The sequence below is a fragment of the Micromonospora sonneratiae genome, from assembly GCF_042679305.1.
GTDB lineage: Bacteria > Actinomycetota > Actinomycetes > Mycobacteriales > Micromonosporaceae > Micromonospora_H > Micromonospora_H sonneratiae.
Map to the genome: position 1 here is coordinate 1 of NZ_JBHTMP010000107.1, position 14,904 is coordinate 14,904.

The 14,904-nt window shown below is 70.6% G+C and carries 20 protein-coding genes; 13 read left to right on the top strand and 7 right to left on the bottom strand.

What is annotated here, in order from left to right:
* The 4 genes from ACFQ4H_RS33225 to ACFQ4H_RS33240 all read left to right on the top strand — a co-directional run.
* A partial coding sequence (locus tag ACFQ4H_RS33225; RefSeq protein ID WP_377578958.1) for an adenylyltransferase/cytidyltransferase family protein occupies positions 1-568 on the top strand: 568 nt, incomplete at its 5' end.
* Positions 565-1,266, top strand: a complete 702-nt coding sequence (locus ACFQ4H_RS33230; RefSeq protein ID WP_377578960.1) for an SDR family oxidoreductase — start codon at positions 565-567, stop codon at positions 1,264-1,266. The genes ACFQ4H_RS33225 and ACFQ4H_RS33230, both read left to right, overlap by 4 nt.
* Positions 1,263-2,261, top strand: coding sequence for a glycosyltransferase family 9 protein (locus ACFQ4H_RS33235; RefSeq protein ID WP_377578962.1), 999 nt, complete (start codon positions 1,263-1,265; stop codon positions 2,259-2,261). The genes ACFQ4H_RS33230 and ACFQ4H_RS33235 overlap by 4 nt, the downstream gene beginning before the upstream one ends.
* Positions 2,242-3,228 (top strand): DNA topoisomerase IB, encoded by a 987-nt coding sequence (locus ACFQ4H_RS33240; RefSeq protein WP_377578964.1) that lies wholly within the window; start codon positions 2,242-2,244, stop codon positions 3,226-3,228. The genes ACFQ4H_RS33235 and ACFQ4H_RS33240 overlap by 20 nt, the downstream gene beginning before the upstream one ends.
* Positions 3,229-3,231: 3 nt before the next feature.
* On the opposite strand, the gene ACFQ4H_RS33245 is transcribed toward ACFQ4H_RS33240, so the two are convergent.
* The 5 genes from ACFQ4H_RS33245 to ACFQ4H_RS33265 all read right to left on the bottom strand — a co-directional run bounded on the left by ACFQ4H_RS33245 (position 3,232) and on the right by ACFQ4H_RS33265 (position 6,408).
* Positions 3,232-3,729 (bottom strand): hypothetical protein, encoded by a 498-nt coding sequence (locus ACFQ4H_RS33245; RefSeq protein WP_377578966.1) that lies wholly within the window; start codon positions 3,727-3,729, stop codon positions 3,232-3,234.
* A gap of 122 nt (positions 3,730-3,851) precedes the next feature.
* A complete protein-coding gene (locus ACFQ4H_RS33250; protein ID WP_377578988.1) occupies positions 3,852-4,355 on the bottom strand; it encodes a hypothetical protein in 504 nt (167 codons plus the stop codon).
* A 306-nt stretch (positions 4,356-4,661) separates the two neighbouring features.
* Positions 4,662-5,090: a hypothetical protein gene (locus ACFQ4H_RS33255; protein ID WP_377578968.1), complete on the bottom strand. Its 429-nt coding sequence runs from the start codon at positions 5,088-5,090 to the stop codon at positions 4,662-4,664.
* Between the two features lie 80 nt (positions 5,091-5,170).
* Entirely contained in the window at positions 5,171-6,169 is a 999-nt protein-coding gene (locus tag ACFQ4H_RS33260) for a TIGR03557 family F420-dependent LLM class oxidoreductase (RefSeq protein ID WP_377578970.1), read from the bottom strand.
* A gap of 104 nt (positions 6,170-6,273) precedes the next feature.
* Positions 6,274-6,408, bottom strand: coding sequence for a hypothetical protein (locus ACFQ4H_RS33265; RefSeq protein WP_377578972.1), 135 nt, complete (start codon positions 6,406-6,408; stop codon positions 6,274-6,276).
* Positions 6,409-6,629: 221 nt separating this feature from the next.
* Between ACFQ4H_RS33265 and ACFQ4H_RS33270 the strand changes: the two genes are divergently transcribed.
* A complete protein-coding gene (locus tag ACFQ4H_RS33270) occupies positions 6,630-8,147 on the top strand; it encodes a glycoside hydrolase family 3 protein (RefSeq protein WP_377578974.1) in 1,518 nt (505 codons plus the stop codon).
* A gap of 120 nt (positions 8,148-8,267) precedes the next feature.
* Here the strand turns inward: ACFQ4H_RS33270 and ACFQ4H_RS33275 are convergent, their stop codons facing one another.
* The gene (locus tag ACFQ4H_RS33275; RefSeq protein ID WP_377578976.1) at positions 8,268-8,552 is read right to left on the bottom strand and encodes a GNAT family N-acetyltransferase; all 285 of its coding nucleotides are present in this window, start codon (positions 8,550-8,552) and stop codon (positions 8,268-8,270) included.
* 142 nt (positions 8,553-8,694) lie between these two features.
* On the opposite strand from ACFQ4H_RS33275, the gene ACFQ4H_RS33280 reads away from it, so the two are divergent.
* The 6 genes from ACFQ4H_RS33280 to ACFQ4H_RS33305 all read left to right on the top strand — a co-directional run bounded on the left by ACFQ4H_RS33280 (position 8,695) and on the right by ACFQ4H_RS33305 (position 12,375).
* Positions 8,695-9,048, top strand: a complete 354-nt coding sequence (locus ACFQ4H_RS33280) for a hypothetical protein (RefSeq protein ID WP_377578990.1) — start codon at positions 8,695-8,697, stop codon at positions 9,046-9,048.
* Positions 9,049-9,374: 326 nt separating this feature from the next.
* Positions 9,375-10,568, top strand: coding sequence for a mechanosensitive ion channel family protein (locus tag ACFQ4H_RS33285; protein WP_377578978.1), 1,194 nt, complete (start codon positions 9,375-9,377; stop codon positions 10,566-10,568).
* 193 nt (positions 10,569-10,761) lie between these two features.
* On the top strand, positions 10,762-11,205 hold the full coding sequence (locus ACFQ4H_RS33290; RefSeq protein WP_377578980.1) for a phage holin family protein: 444 nt from the start codon (positions 10,762-10,764) through the stop codon (positions 11,203-11,205).
* Positions 11,202-11,522, top strand: coding sequence for a DUF3618 domain-containing protein (locus ACFQ4H_RS33295; protein ID WP_377578982.1), 321 nt, complete (start codon positions 11,202-11,204; stop codon positions 11,520-11,522). Before ACFQ4H_RS33290 ends, ACFQ4H_RS33295 begins: the two co-directional genes overlap by 4 nt.
* 8 nt (positions 11,523-11,530) lie before the next feature.
* Entirely contained in the window at positions 11,531-11,791 is a 261-nt protein-coding gene (locus ACFQ4H_RS33300; RefSeq protein WP_377578992.1) for a DUF4235 domain-containing protein, read from the top strand.
* Positions 11,792-12,171: 380 nt separating this feature from the next.
* Entirely contained in the window at positions 12,172-12,375 is a 204-nt protein-coding gene (locus ACFQ4H_RS33305) for a cold-shock protein (RefSeq protein ID WP_011905669.1), read from the top strand.
* A gap of 174 nt (positions 12,376-12,549) precedes the next feature.
* Here ACFQ4H_RS33305 and ACFQ4H_RS33310 read toward each other — a convergent pair whose 3' ends face one another.
* On the bottom strand, positions 12,550-12,753 hold the full coding sequence (locus ACFQ4H_RS33310) for a hypothetical protein (protein WP_377578994.1): 204 nt from the start codon (positions 12,751-12,753) through the stop codon (positions 12,550-12,552).
* 128 nt (positions 12,754-12,881) lie between these two features.
* Here ACFQ4H_RS33310 and ACFQ4H_RS33315 point away from each other — a divergent pair, with 128 nt between their 5' ends.
* Positions 12,882-13,709 carry a methyltransferase domain-containing protein gene (locus tag ACFQ4H_RS33315; protein ID WP_377578984.1) on the top strand — a complete coding sequence of 276 codons (828 nt, stop codon included), beginning with the start codon at positions 12,882-12,884 and terminating at the stop codon, positions 13,707-13,709.
* Positions 13,710-13,724: 15 nt separating this feature from the next.
* Positions 13,725-14,750, top strand: coding sequence for an adenosine deaminase (locus ACFQ4H_RS33320; protein WP_377578986.1), 1,026 nt, complete (start codon positions 13,725-13,727; stop codon positions 14,748-14,750).
* The last annotated feature ends 154 nt before the right edge of the window (positions 14,751-14,904 follow it).

The window sequence follows — 14,904 nt, forward strand, 5'->3', positions numbered from 1 at the left end:
GGTCGCCACGCCCGCGCCCGCCCTCGGGACGGCGGTGGCGGTGCCGGTGACCGGTCCGGGGGAACGGATCGGCGTCGCCGCGACCGGCGCGGTGGTCGCCGAGGTACGCGCCGCCGGCGGGACGGTGGTGGCCACCGGGGGATGTTTCGATCTGCTGCACGCCGGGCACGTTGCCACCCTGGAAGCCGCCCGCCGTCTGGGGGACTGTCTGATCGTCTGCCTCAACTCCGATGCCAGCGTCGCCAACCTCAAGGGACCGGACCGTCCACTGGTCCGGCAGGCCGACCGGGGCCGACTGCTGGCCGCGCTGGGCTGCGTCGACGCTGTCGTGATCTTCGACGAGTCCACCCCGCACTCCGTGCTGTCCTGGCTGCGACCGGACATCTGGGTGAAGGGGGGCGACTACGGCACCGGCGGCGGTGACGGGCCCGACCTGCCGGAGGCGGAGATTCTCCAGCGTTGGGGCGGGCACACCGTGGTGGTGCCCTATCTGGACGGCCGGTCGACCACCGGCATGATCGACGCGGCCCGGTCGACCGGCCGCCATCCGGTGGGGGAGAGCCGATGACGAGCACCGAACCGGGAACCGGCCCGTCCATCCTGGTCACCGGCGGGTCGAGTGGTCTGGGCGCAGCCGTGGTCGCCGCCGTCGTCAAGGCCGGCGGACGACCCTGTGTGCTGGACCGGAAGGCACCCGAGGACGGGGTGCCCTGGGCGGAGTGCGACCTGTCCGACACCCGTGCCGCCGAGGCGGCGACCCGGCAGTTGGCCGAGCACGCCGGTGGACTGGACGCGGTGGTGACCGCCGCCGGGGTGGACGTGCCCGGCCGGTTGGCCGACATACCCGCCGAGACGTGGGAACGGGTGGTCACGGTCGATCTGTTGGCCACCGTCGCGGTCATCCGGGCGGCACTGCCGTATCTGGAACGCTCGCACGGTCGGATCGTCACCGTCGCGTCGACCCTCGGCGTCAAGGCGGTCAGCGACGCGACCGCGTACTGCGCCGCGAAGTTCGGTGTGGTCGGCTTCACCCGGGCACTCGCCGCCGAACTCGCCGGCTCGGTCGGGGTCACCCTGCTGGTGCCCGGCGGCATGCGTACGGCGTTCTTCGACGAACGGGAGGAGCAGTACCGGCCAGGGGCGGACGCTTCCCTCAACGACCCGGCCAACGTCGCCTCGGCGGTACTGTTCGCCCTCGGCCAGCCGATCGGCTGCGCGGTCCGGGAACTGGTCGTCTGCGCCGACCGGGAGACGTCGTACCCGTGATCCTGGTGCTGCGGGCGCTCGGCGTCGGTGACCTGGCGACGGCGGTGCCGGCGCTACGCGGGCTGCGGGCCGCGTTCCCCGACCAGGAGGTCGCGTTGGCCGTACCGGACTGGCTGGCGCCGCTGGTGGACCTGATCGGCTGCGTCGACCGGGTCGTCCCGACCGACGGTCTCACTCCCCGCGAGTGGGGGATCCCGTCGCCGTACCTGGCGGTGAACCTGCACGGGCAGGGGCCGCAGTCGCACCAACTGTTGCTGGCCGCCGACCCGCAGCGGCTCGGCGCGTTCGCCTGCCCGGCGGCCGACCACCACGACGGGCCGCACTGGGATCCGGACGAGCACGAGGTGCTGCGGTGGTGCCGCCTGCTGGCCTGGTACGGGATCGCAGCCGACCCGACCGACCTGGGTCTGCGCCGGCCTAGCCCACACCGGGTGCCGGTCGGGGTGACCATCGTGCACCCGGGCGCGAAGGCGGTGGGCAAGCGGTGGGCGCCCGGACGGTTCGCGGCGCTGGCCCGGGAGCTGACCGGCCAGGGGCATCGGGTGGTGGTCACCGGATCAGCGGCCGAGCGGGGCCTGGCGGAGCGGGTGGTGAGCGGGGCCGGGCTCCCGGGCACCAGTGTGCTGGCGGGCCGGATCGACCTGGCGGAACTGGCCGCACTGGTGGCACATGGCCGGCTGGTGGTCAGCGCCGACACCGGCATCGCACACCTGGCCACCGCGTACGGGACACCGTCGGTGGTGCTCTTCGGCCCGGTGTCGCCGTACCGGTGGGGGCCGCCACCGGACCGGCCGTGGCACCGAACCCTGTGGACCCAGGAACTGACCGTGCCTGCCGGGTCTTCAGCACCTGCCCGGGCGGCCGGGGCAGGCGGACCGGAGCCCTGGCGACGTGACACGCCGGCGTTGGCGTCGATCAGCCTCGAGTCGGTGCTGGACGCCGTCGGGGAGGCCGACCGGGCAGGGCGGGAACGTAGTGCGGTTACGGCGAAGTGATCCCGGTGGCCCCGGGTACGGGCGACGCCGACGCGGTCGTGGGAGCACCTTCCTCGACCTCGACGGCCAACCGATCCGCGACCGGGCGGAGATCGACCGGCTGACCGCCCTGGTCATCCCACCCGCGTGGCGGGAGGTCTGGATATGCCCCCATCCGGGCGGCCACATCCAGGCGACGGGCATCGACGCCGCCGGCCGCAAGCAGTACCTCTATCACCCGCTGTGGCGTCGTAAACAGGACGAGGCCAAGTTCGACCACGTGCTGGAGGTGGCCACCCGGCTGCCGGTGCTGCGGGAGCGGGTCCATGTCGACCTCGCCGCCCGGGGCCTGTGTCGCGGGCGGATCCTGGCCACGGTGGCGAAGCTGCTGGACATGGGCACGTTCCGGGTGGGCAGTGACCAGTACGCGGCCGGCGACGACGCCACCTTTGGCGTGGCCACGTTGCGCCCGGAACACGTCCGGTCGAGCCGGGGGCGGGTGGTCTTCGAGTACCCGGCCAAGGGCGGCATCGAGCAGAACTGCCGGGTCGACGACCCCGACCTGTGCCTGGTGCTGCGTGACCTGCGGTTGCGACGGCGTGGCGCGGACCGGCTGTTCGGTTACTGGGACGGCCGGTCCTGGCGTGACGTACGTAGCGACGAGGTCAACGACTACCTGCGGGAGGCCAGCGGCGGCGAGATGACGGCGAAGGACTTCCGTACCTGGCATGCCACCGTGCTGGCCGGCGCGCAACTCGCCGATGCCGGCCCACAGAGTTCGGCCACCCGTCGCAAACGGGTCGTGGCGGGGGTGATGCGGGAGGTCGCCGAGTTGCTGGGCAACACCCCCACCGTGGCCCGTACCTCCTATGTCGACCCTCGCGTGGTGGATCTCTACCACGATGGAGTGGTGGCCCGGACCAGCTCGGACGCGCCCCGTGAGGAGGCCGAACTGGCCGTTCTCGACCTGCTCACACCCCGGCGGTGAGCGTCAGGGGAACTGCACCGGGTACGGGCCGGGGGCGTACGGCATGGAACTGGGCTGCACCGGAGCGCTGTCCCGGCGCTCGACCTGGGCGAATCCGGCTGACTGCCGGATCTCGCGCGGCCACCCGCCGGCCTCGTGGAACAGCCGCATGGCCGTGGTCACGACGGTCTCCAGCGATTCGTGTGCCTCGATCTCCACGGTGACGCCGGGGGTGTCCAGGCGGACCTTCGTCGCCGTCGGTGGGGTGGTGATGGACAGCGTCGTGGGGGCATCCGGCTCAGCGACGCCGGACTCGGGCTCGGGCTCGGGCTCGGGCTCGGAATCCGACTCCGTCTTGGCCTTGGACCGGGACTTGGCCTTGGACTTCGACTTGGCCGGTTCGGTCTCCGACGCCGACGTTTCGGAATCCGGCCCGGCCGCTTCGACGATCTCAGCCGCTTCGTGGGCGGGTACGGAGGACTCGGACGCGGTTGTTTCCGGCTCAGGGGTTTCGCTCGTCACGGCGACCATTGTCCGGCTGCGTGGTCGCGTTGTGCCACCCGCAGCCGTCGTCGATCCGTTGTGGACGGGCGACGGCTGCGGGCCCGCTGCTCCGTGCGGTCGGCCCGTCCGGTGCCGACGGGTCAGCCGTTGAGTACCCCGGCCAGCTTGTCACGGAACTGGCGCTCCGAGGCGGTCACGATGTCACCGCCGATGCCGAGGATGCCTCCGGTGCTGGCAGCGGTCACCACCTGCTCGGCGATCTCGACCAGCCAGTGCTTGTACGCCCCGGACGCGCCCTCGTCGACCTTCCTGGCCAGTAGGTCCGAGGCGATCCTGGCCCGCTCCAGCACGTCCGCGATCATCGCCTCGGGGTCCGTCGGCTCGATCACCGGGAGTTCCTCGCCGGCGTCCGGGTCGCCGACCCGGGACACCAGTTCAGCGGCGACGGCCGCGACGAGGGGGCTGGCCGATTCGCGGCCGGCGGCCATCGCCTCCAGGCCGACCGCGGTCTCCGCCCTGGTCCGCCGGATACCGTCCGACTCCGCCGCGCTCGCGGCGGTGAGCACCGACTGCGGGAGGCCGACGAGCAGCCCCCACTCCTCGTCGGAGAAACCGAACTCGGTGAACACCGGCTGTTCGACCACGGTAATGCCCTCCAGCTTCATGGCGACGCGATCCGCGTGCCTGAACTTCTCGTGACGGTAACCCTAGTGGGGCTGGACCCGGCAGGCTCACACGCTCGATGTGTCGCAGCGTCAACGGTCCCACCCGGCGTCCGTATCCGTACTGCCGCTCCGCGCTGTGCGGATGCCGACGCCGTAATCGCAGTACCCACCGGCTGGAGCCCCGAATCTCCTGGCGCAGCGCGGCGCGGAGACCGGGCGGCGCGGAGACCGGCGGCCGGGTGGCCGGGCGCTCGACATGGGACGGTGCCGGGGCAGCCCGAATGGCTAGCCGGTGGTCCGGCTGCGCAGCGCGCGGTTCCGCAGGTACGCGCAGAGCCCGGCGACCACTGCGGTACCGGCGGACGAGCCGATCGCGACCAGCGCCGTCCCGATGATCCAGAGGCCGTCGGCATCCGGGTCGGTCGCCGCGTCGACGGCGAAGAGGGCGGTGAAGACGACCGGCAGCACCGCGGTGGCCACCCAGGGACGGCCCCGCCAGCCCGCGACGCCGGCGATCAGTGCGAGCACGAGTACGCAGGCGATGACCTGCCAGGGCTCGTACGGCCCGGACATCGACCCGGTCACCGGGTCCTCCACCTTCTGCTGGTCCCAGCCGAGCAGTCCGATGTAGGCGGCTGCTGTGCCCAGCGCGACGAGGATGATCCATAGGAGGGCCGAGTCGGGCCTGTTCCGCGCACTGCCGGTGTCAGTCACGGCTGCAATTCTTCCCAACCGGTCCCGGGCAGCCATGAGTACGCCCACTCACTCCGGCCGGCACGTACCGGTACCGCCGGTCAGCGCACGCGGGGCAGCACGTCTCGGGCGTAGAGGTCGAACAGGCCCTGGTGGTTCGGGCCGATGTTGGCGACGTAGACCTCGTCGAAGCCCGCTCGGGCGTACTTTTCGATCATCGCCAGGTGTGCCGTCGGGTCGTTGCCGCAGACGAAGACCTCCTTCATCGTCTCCGGTCCGACGAGCTGCGAGGCCTGCTCGAAGTGCCGTGGCGAGGGCAGCACCTGGGACAGTTCACCCGGGATGCCCTCGTTGGGCCAGCGCTCGTACGCGATCCGCGCGCCCTCGTCCGCGCTGTCGGCGAAGGCCGCCTTGAACCCGGCCTGACACGGCTTGCTTCCGCCGCCACTGCCCCGGAACCGCTGTACGAGGTCAGGGTCCGGAATCGTGCAGAGGTAACCGTCGCCGATGCGCCCGGCCAGGGCCGCCGACTTGCGGCCGAACCCGGAGACGTAGATCGGTGGCGGGGTCTCCAGGGTGTAGATGCGAGCCTGTTCCACGGTGTAGTGCCGGCCACGGTGGTTGACGAACCGCCCGGTCCACAGTTTGCGCATGACCTCGACGGCCTCTTCGAGCATTTCGAGGCGTACCTCCGCGGGTGGCCAGGCGTCGCCGAGGATGTGCTCGTTGAGTGCCTCACCGCTGCCGACGCCGAGGATGAACCGTCCCTCGTGAAGCACGGCGCTGGTCGCCGCCGCCTGGGCGACGATCGCCGGATGTAGCCGTATCGTCGGGCAGGTGACCGCGGTGGTGACCGGTAGCCGGCACACCTGACTGAGGGCACCGAGCATCGACCAGACGAACGAACTCTGCCCCTGGGCGTCGTTCCAGGGGTGGTAGTGGTCGGAGATCCACAGCGCCTCGAAACCGGCCCGCTCGGCACCACGCGCCTGGTCCAGTAGCTCGGCGGGGCTGAATTCCTCGCTGGACAGGAAGTAGCCGATCCGCATCTGATCCTCCTCGCCGCCGAGGTGCGCGGGTAGCGCGATACCGACTGTCATACCCGGTCGCCGACGGCACATGCCTGATCGAGTCGACGACCAGCTCTGACCGAGGGCGGGATCAGCTCTGATCAGGTGGGGATCAGCCCTGATCAGGGTGGGGATCAGCGGCCACCCCGGCCGAACATCGAGCGGATCGCCGCGATCAGGAACAGTGTGCCGAGTACCGCTCCGAGTAGTCGTACGCCCGGGATCTCGTGCCAGTCGACCTCTTCGGCGGCCAGGAGGATCTGTCGCATCCTGGCACTGTCCCATGCCCCGTCGCCCCGGCGCGACGGTCAGTTTCGGTGCCGCCGACCGGCCGTACCGGGCCGGAAGTATGACGGTTGATCTCGATGGGAGCGCGCCGACGGTAATAGAAAGGTTTCTTGACTATTTCCGCTCCCGGTGTGACCATGGCAGCAGTTCGCCGCGAACGTGGCGATGAGATCCACTGTGGATGACGGGGGTACGGGCGCGGATGAGCACATCGTTGGTTGCCCTGACGAACCTTGCCGGGGCGGTCCTGCAACCCGGCTTCGAGGGAACCACGCCGCCGGCGTGGGTACGTCGATGGCTCGGTGAGGGGCTCGGCGGTGTCGCGCTCTTCGCCCGTAACGTGGTGAGCCCGGAACAGGTCACCGCACTCACCGAGGCCCTGCGGGCGGAACGGCCGGACGTCCTCGTCGCCATCGACGAGGAGGCCGGCGACGTCACCCGCTTCGAGTCCCGCCTCGGCAGCTCCCGGCCGGGCAACCTGGCCCTCGGTGCGCTCGACGACCTGGCGACCACCGAGGGGGTCGCCCGGGACCTCGGTGCCGAGCTGGCTGCCGCCGGGATCAACCTGAACTACGCCCCGGATGCGGACGTCAACTCCAACCCCGATAATCCGGTCATCGGGGTGCGTTCCTTCGGCGCGGACCCGGACCTGGTCGCCCGGCACACCGCCGCCTGGATTCGTGGCCTACAGTCCGCCGGCGTCGCAGCCTGCGCCAAACACTTCCCCGGGCACGGCGACACCAGCGTCGACTCGCATGCCGACGTTCCGCACATCGTGGCCAGCTGGGACCAGCTCGTGAAATGTGAGCTGGCACCGTTCCGGGCCGCGATCGACGCCGGGGCGCAGGCGATCATGACCGGACACCTGCTTGTCCCGGCTCTCGATCCACGTCGCCCGGCGACCCTGAGCCGGCGCATCCTGACCGGCCTGCTCCGCGACGAGCTGGGCTTCCAGGGCGCGGTGATCACCGACGGCATCGAGATGCGGGCGATCACCCACCGGTACGGGTTCGAGGCGGCCACCGTGCAGGCGTTGGCTGCGGGAGCCGACGCCATCTGTGTCGGTGGCGACCACTACGACGAGGGCTCGGCCCTGCGGCTGCGGGACGCGATCGTGGCGGCGGTCGTCGACGGCACCCTGCCCGAGGAGCGGCTGGCCGAGGCGGCCAAGCGGGTCGAACAACTGGCCGCCTGGACCATGCAGGCCCGCGGAACCCGGCCGGAGCGGGGGGAGACCACACCGGGCAGGTCGACCATCGGCGCGGTGGCTGCCCGGCGGGCGGTACGCGTGACCGCCACGTCGTCCGGCGGCGGGGTCCTGCCGTTGACCGGCCCGGCCCACGTGGTGGAGTTCGCGCCGCCGGGCAACATCGCGATCGGTGCGGAAACCCCGTGGGGAGTCGGCGCGCCACTGGCCGAGCTGCTCCCCGGCACCACGACGGTCCGGCTGACCAGTGCCGACCTGCCCATCGACGCCGGGCTGCCGGCTGAGCTGGTCGACCAGGCGCAGGGGCGGCCACTGGTCCTGGTGGTCCGTGACCTCCACCGGCACAACTGGATGACCGTAGCGGTCTCGCGGGCGCTGGCGGTCCGCCCGGATGCGATCGTGGTCGAACTCGGCGTACCGGCACTCACCGTGGGCAGCGTGCACGTCGCGACCTTCGGCGCGACCCGGGCCAGCGGATGGGCGGCCGTCGACGTCCTCACCGGACGGTCCTGAGCCGTTCGAATCACGGACCGGCCACGCTCGGGCCTGCGGATCATGTGGATCATGTGGATCATTCGGATCCTGCGGGCCTGCGGATCCTGGGGGTAGGGGATGCTGGCCGCCGACTGCCGATCAGTCGGTGGCCAGCAGGTCGCCGTACTCCGGATGCCGGTCGATGAAGGCCGCAACGAAGGGGCAGCGCGCGACGACCCGGTCGCCGCGTGCGCGTACCTGGTCGAGGGCCTCCCGGACCAACCGGGTACCGACCCCCTGGCCGCTGACCTCCGGTTCGATCTCGGTGTGGGTGAAGACGACGATCCCGGCGCGCGGCTGGTAGGCGGTGAAGCCGGCGAGTGCGTCGTCGATCAGGATCTCGAAGCGCCGCCGGGCGGGATTGTCCTCGACCAGGAGATTCACCGACCCATTGTCCCCTGGCGGGAGGGCGTGTGCCCGCTGGTCCCGGCACAGAGCCGTCCCCGTCGACCGCTGGTCGCCGACATCGATGCCGGTCTGCGGTCCCGGGTGGCATTCAGGCTTCCCTCGTACCCTGGGGGGCGTGATGATTCGACGTGCGTTCCCCCTGACGCCTTCCCTCCGTCGTACCGCTGGTCTCGTCGCCGGCCTGGCCCTCGGCGTCGCCGTGCTGGCTGGTTGCAGCTCGGACGGGGCATCGACCGACTGCGGCATCGACGCCTGCACCGTCACCTTCAGCCAGGGTGTCGAGGCCAGCGCCAGTGTGCTCGGTGTCGAGGCCAAGCTCGTCGGTGTGCAGGACGACAAGGCGACCATCGAGATAGCCGGTGAGCGGCTGACGCTGACCGTTGGTCAGCAGGGCACCGAGGTGGGTGGGCTGATGGTGACCCTGGAGAGCGTCACCAACGACCAGGCGGTGGTACGGATCTCCCGGAACTGAGCGGTACGGCCGACGCTGGCCCGTCATCACCCACCACCCGGTGACGGGCCGGCGTCGCCAGGAGGTCGACGCCACCGGACGGGGTTTGGGAACCGGCTCGACCGGTGATTGAGAACGCCATGCTGCTGACCCCGTACCACCCGGGCTGTTCGTCCTTCGCCTCCCCTCCCGACGTGAGAGAAGTGGCATTCACCGTTCGGCTTCGGGGAGTCGAAGCAATACAGGGTCTGGCAGCCCCATACCGGGCAAGATTGCGCCTGTCTAGCTTTCGTCGGTGATCAGCCGGTTCTTGCTGACCGCCCGCCGGAACCTGGAGGGAGAACCCGGTGCAGAACTACCTCTGGACGATCGTGGCCGTACTGGTCTCGGCGGCGGTCGCCCTCGTCGTGGTGGAGGTGGTCCACCGGCTCACCCGCTCGCTCGGCCGACGTTCACTCCTGCTGAGCGAACTCTCCGACCATGCACACCGACCGTTCCGGGTGGCGGTCACCGTGCTGGCGGTGCAGATCGCGTTCCGGGCCGCCACCCGGCCCGCTGCCGGGGCGACGTGGCGGGAGGCCCTGCTGCACATCCTCGTACTGGTGGTGATCGTCACCACCGCGTGGCTGGTGGCCTCCCTGCTGCTGGTCACCGAGGACACCGCCCTCGCGAGGTTCCGTACCGACGTGCCGGACAACCGGCAGGCCCGGCGGATCAAGACCCAGATCCGCATCCTGCGCCGGGTGACGGTGGCGGCCATCGTGGTGCTGACCATCGGCGTGGCGCTGATGACCTTTCCCAGCGTGCGCGGGGTCGGGGCCAGCGTGTTGGCCTCCGCCGGCGTGATCGGTGCCGTCGCGGCGCTGGCCGCGCAGAGCCTGCTGGCCAATGTCTTCGCCGGGGTGCAGTTGGCCTTCAGCGACGCGGTACGTCTCGACGACGTGGTGGTCGTCGAGGGGGAGTGGGGCCGCATCGAGGAGATGACGCTCAGTTATGTGGTGGTGCAGATCTGGGACGATCGACGACTGATCCTGCCCACGTCGTACTTCACCACGAAGCCGTTCCAGAACTGGACCCGTACCCAGTCGGATGTCCTGGGAACCGCCGAATTCGAGGTGGACTGGTCGGTGCCGGTGCAGGCTATGCGCGAGGAACTGCGGCATGCGGTCGAAACGACCGAGTTGTGGGACGGTCGGGTCTGCGTACTCCAGGTCACCGATGCGGTGGGCGGGGTGATCCGACTGCGGGCGCTGGTCAGCGCCCGTGACGCACCGAGCCTCTGGGACCTGCGCTGCTTCGTCCGCGAGCACATGGTCGGCTGGGTCCGTGACCAGCGGCCGACCGCCCTGCCCCGGATGCGGGCCGAGATCGGCGACGCCGCCGGGGACCTGGCCTGGCAGTGGGTCCAGCCCCGGCGTCCGGAACCGTCCCCGGCGGAGGAGGCACCGGACGACGCGCGGGTGTTCAGCGGCTCCGACGACGGCGACGCCCGGGGAACCACCTTCGTCGGACCGGAGGAGCCGGCGGAGGCACCACGTTGACCGCCCGTCGGGCACCATGTTGACCGCCCGGGGGAGGCACCACGTTGACCGCCCGGCGGTCGGCTGGCGCCGTCCGGACGGAGTGGTCAGGTCACAGGATTGGCCAGCGTAAAACAGGGGCATACAGCACGGGTACGGGAAAACCGGACCGGGTACGTGAGAACGGGTCCACGGTACGGGAAGGGAGGCCATGATGGCGGACGTCGTCAACCGTGCTCCAGCCCGGCCGGTCGCTGAACAGTCCACGGGGGAACTGGTACAGCGCGCTGCCGAGCAGATCTCCAGGCTGGTACGTGACGAGATGGCCCTGGCCCGCGCCGAACTCGTCGAGAAGGGGCGGCATGCCGGGCTGGGCGTCGGCCTGTTCGGCGGTGGCGGGATTCTCGCGTTCTTCGGGGCAGGCACCCTCGTCGCCGCGTTCGTACTGTTGCTGGCGCTGGTGCTGCCGGCCTGGGCGGCTGCGCTCGTCGTCGCCGTGGCGCTCTTCGTGCTGGCGGCGATCTTCGCCCTGATCGGCCGGAGACAACTCCAACGCGCAGCGCCCCTGGTCCCGCAGGCGGCTGCCGACAGTGTGCGGGCCGATATCGCCGCGGTCAGTTCAGCGTTGCGGGACCAGAACCGGGCCCGGTCGACATGATCAGCAATGACGGCGCGGGTGACCGGGCGGCGTTGCAGGCGTCGATCAACCGGACCAGGGCCGAACTGGGCGAGACGGTCGAGGCGCTGACCGCCCGGGCGGACGTGCGGGGCCGGTTGCGTAGTTCGATGCTCCAGACCAGGGCACAGCTGCGGCAGCGGGCCGGTCGTGCGGCCGGGGCGGTACGCGGCCCCCTACAGGACGCCGGTTCGTCCGCCCGGCGCAACCCTGTCCCCTGGGGTGTCGTCGGGGCGTCCGTCGCGGGCGTTCTGACTATGGTGATCGTGATATTGGTGAAGCGCGGGAGGCGCAGGTGAACAAGGCCATCAACAGGGCGGCCTACAAGCCGGTGGGCATGTTGCTGGGCATCGGGGCCGGTGTGCTTGCCGGGGCGCTCTTCCGGCAGGTCTGGAAGTTGACAGCCGGTGACGGTGACGCCCCGAACGCCACCGACGAGGACCGACGCTGGGGCGAGATCCTCGCCGCAGCCGCGTTGCAGGGTGCGATCTTCGCGGTCGTCCGGGCGGCCGTCGACCGGGGTGGCGCGGTCGGTGTGCGTCGCCTTACCGGTCACTGGCCGAGCTGACCGCGTCACGCAGAGATCAAGTGGCCTCCCGGTCGGGGACACGACGGGGAGGCCGCTGGCACATGACCATCGCCGATGAGCCGCTGATCTCGCGGGCACCGGTCACGGCTCGGCCCTACGGCGTCGTCCGGGGCCCGCTGGATGCCCTTCGCGAGTGCGGGAAGCGAAAAAGTCGTGGGCCCTCAGGTCACATGTCGGAGAATTTCGTCGGGTAGGCTGTGCGAAGTTTTTGCGTACGTGGTTTGCTGTTCCACGCTGTTGAGAGACGGCGTGGGTTGAGAGAAGTCCTCCTTCGTGGGGGCCGACTCAGGCGCCGCTGCTCGAAAACGGCCAATCGGCCGCACGGCGTGCTCGGCCGCCAGTTTTAGAAGGAGATACACATGGCGCAGGGAACCGTGAAGTGGTTCAACGCAGACAAGGGCTTCGGCTTCATCACCGTCGATGGCGGAGGTGCTGACGTCTTCGTCCACTTCTCGGCCATCCAGACCAGCGGCTACCGCACGCTGGAGGAGAACCAGCGGGTGGAGTTCGAGATCGCTCAGGGCCAGAAGGGTCCGCAGGCTGAGCAGGTCCGCCCCCTCTGATCCAGTGACGGCCGGCGGTTGTCGGCCAGCTGAGGATCCACATACGGATCAACATTCAAGCCCCGTACTCGGTCGAGTGCGGGGCTTGATGCCGTCCGGAGGCTGATTCCGCCGTCGAGCGCCGGTGCCGGGAGTCCCGGGTGGTAGCCGTCCCGGGTGGGCGTGGGGGAGCGGTCAGGACGGCGTACGGCGACGCCGGGCGCGTAGCCCGAAGGTCAGGGTGCCCAGTCCGACCAGGGCGACGATCGGGCCGATCAGTGCCCAGGCTGTCACGTCGGTCATCATGCTGCCCTCGACGTGCCCCAGTCCCTGCAACGTCCACACCGCTCCGATGACCACGGCCAGCAGGCCGAGCGTGAGCGGTAGCCAACCCTTCATCGGTTCCCTTTCGGCGTACGGCCGGGTGTGCTGTTCTTGGCCGGATGTCACCGAGCCTAGCTTGCGGTGGACGCGCGGCCTGCATTACGTTCCTTTTAACAAGACGTACGTACGGTTTGGGAGGGGTCATGTGGGATCCGGCAACCTATCTCCGGTACGGCGACGAGCGCTCCCGGCCGTTCCATGACCTGATCGCCCGGGTGGCCGCCGACCGGCCGGCCACCGTAGTGGACCTCGGCTGCGGTCCGGGCAACCTGACCGTGACCCTGGCCGACCGCTGGCCCGACGCCCGGATCGTCGGCGTCGACTCGTCACCGGAGATGATCGACCGGGCGGCCAGCCTCGGCTCCGCCGTCGAGTTCACCATCGGCGACCTGCGCGACTTCACCCCCGGTCCGGAGATCGACGTGCTGGTCACCAACGCCGCCCTGCAATGGGTGCCCGACCACGGGACGCTGCTGACCCGCTGGGCCGGCGAACTGACCCCCGGCTCCTGGATCGCGGTCCAGATGCCGAACAACTTCGACGCCGCCTCGCACCGAACCCTACGACAGCTCGCCGCCGAAGCCCGATGGCGGGAACTGGTCGCCCCGGTGCTGCGCGCCGACCCGGTCCGGGCGGTCGGGGACTACGTGGACCTGATGGCCGGTGCCGGGTGTGCGGTGGACGCCTGGGAAACTACCTACGTGCATCTGCTGCCGGCCCCGGAAGCGGCCAGCCCGGTCCCGCCCTCCGGTCGTGTCGAGCAACCCGGTCGCGCCGAGCATCCCGTCCTCACCTGGCTGGACGGGACCGCCCTGCGCCCGGTACGCGCCGCGCTCGGTGGCCCCGGACCGCTGTGGGACCGGTTCCGCGCCGAGTTGGGCGTTCGGCTCGCCGAGGCGTACCCGGTCCACGGTGGCAGGGTCCAGTTTCCGTACCGCCGGGTCTTCTTCGTGGCCCGGACCGGTGCCTGACCAGAGGGAGAATCCGTGACCGACCTGTCGGCCTTCATCGCCGGACTGCCAAAGGCGGAGCTGCACGTACACCACGTCGGCTCCGCCTCACCGCGCATCGTGGCGGAGTTGGCGGCCCGGCACGAGGGACGTACCCCGGTGCCGGCCGACCCGGAGGCGCTCGCCGACTACTTCGCGTTCCGCGACTTCGCCCACTTCATCGAGGTGTACCTGAGCGTCGTCGACCTGATCCGGGACCAGACCGACGTCTGGATCCTCACCCACGAGGTGGCCCGGGAGCTGGCCCGGCAGCAGGTCCGTTACGCGGAGCTGACCATCACCCCCTACTCGCACGTACGGCGGGGTATTCCGGCCCCGGCCTTCTGCGAGGCGATCGAGGATGCCCGGGTCCGCGCCGAGGCCGACTTCGGCATCACGCTGCGCTGGTGCTTCGACATCCCCGGGGAGGCCGGTCTCCTCTCGGCGGAGGAGACCCTACGCATCGCGTTGGAGCAGCGTCCGGACGCTCTGGTCAGTTTCGGACTGGGTGGCCCCGAGATCGGGGTGCCCCGGCCGCAGTTCAAGCCGTACTTCGACCAGGCGCGGGCGGCTGGCCTGCGATCGGTTCCGCACGCCGGGGAGACCACCGGTCCGGAGACCATCTGGGATGCGTTGCGGGAGTTGGGCGCGGAACGGATCGGGCACGGCACCTCCGCGGTGCGGGACCCACGGTTGATGGAGTACCTGGCGGAGCACCGGATTCCCCTGGAGGTGTGTCCGACCTCCAACGTGCGTACCCGGGCCGTGCCTTCGATCGAGCAGCACCCGCTACGGACCATGGTGGACGCCGGGCTTCTGGTGACCATCAACTCCGACGACCCGCCGATGTTCGGCACCACGCTCAACGACGAGTACGCCGTCGCCGCCCGGCTGCTCGGTTACGGGCCGGCGGAACTGGCCGGGCTGGCCCGTGACGCGGTGACCGCGTCGTTCCTGTCCGGACCGGAGCAGGCCCGGCTGACCAGTGAGATCAACGAGTATCTGGCCAACGCCGTGAAGTGAACGCGGCGGACGCGGCGGGCGGACGTCCCCGTCGAGGATCGCACGGGGAAGTGACGGGGCGGGGCGCGCGACGGCTCGGGGCCCGCGACGGTGCCGGCCGGCGGAGCGCGCCTGGCGGGTGCGGAAGGGCCCGGGGGCGGGGGGGGGGGGGGGG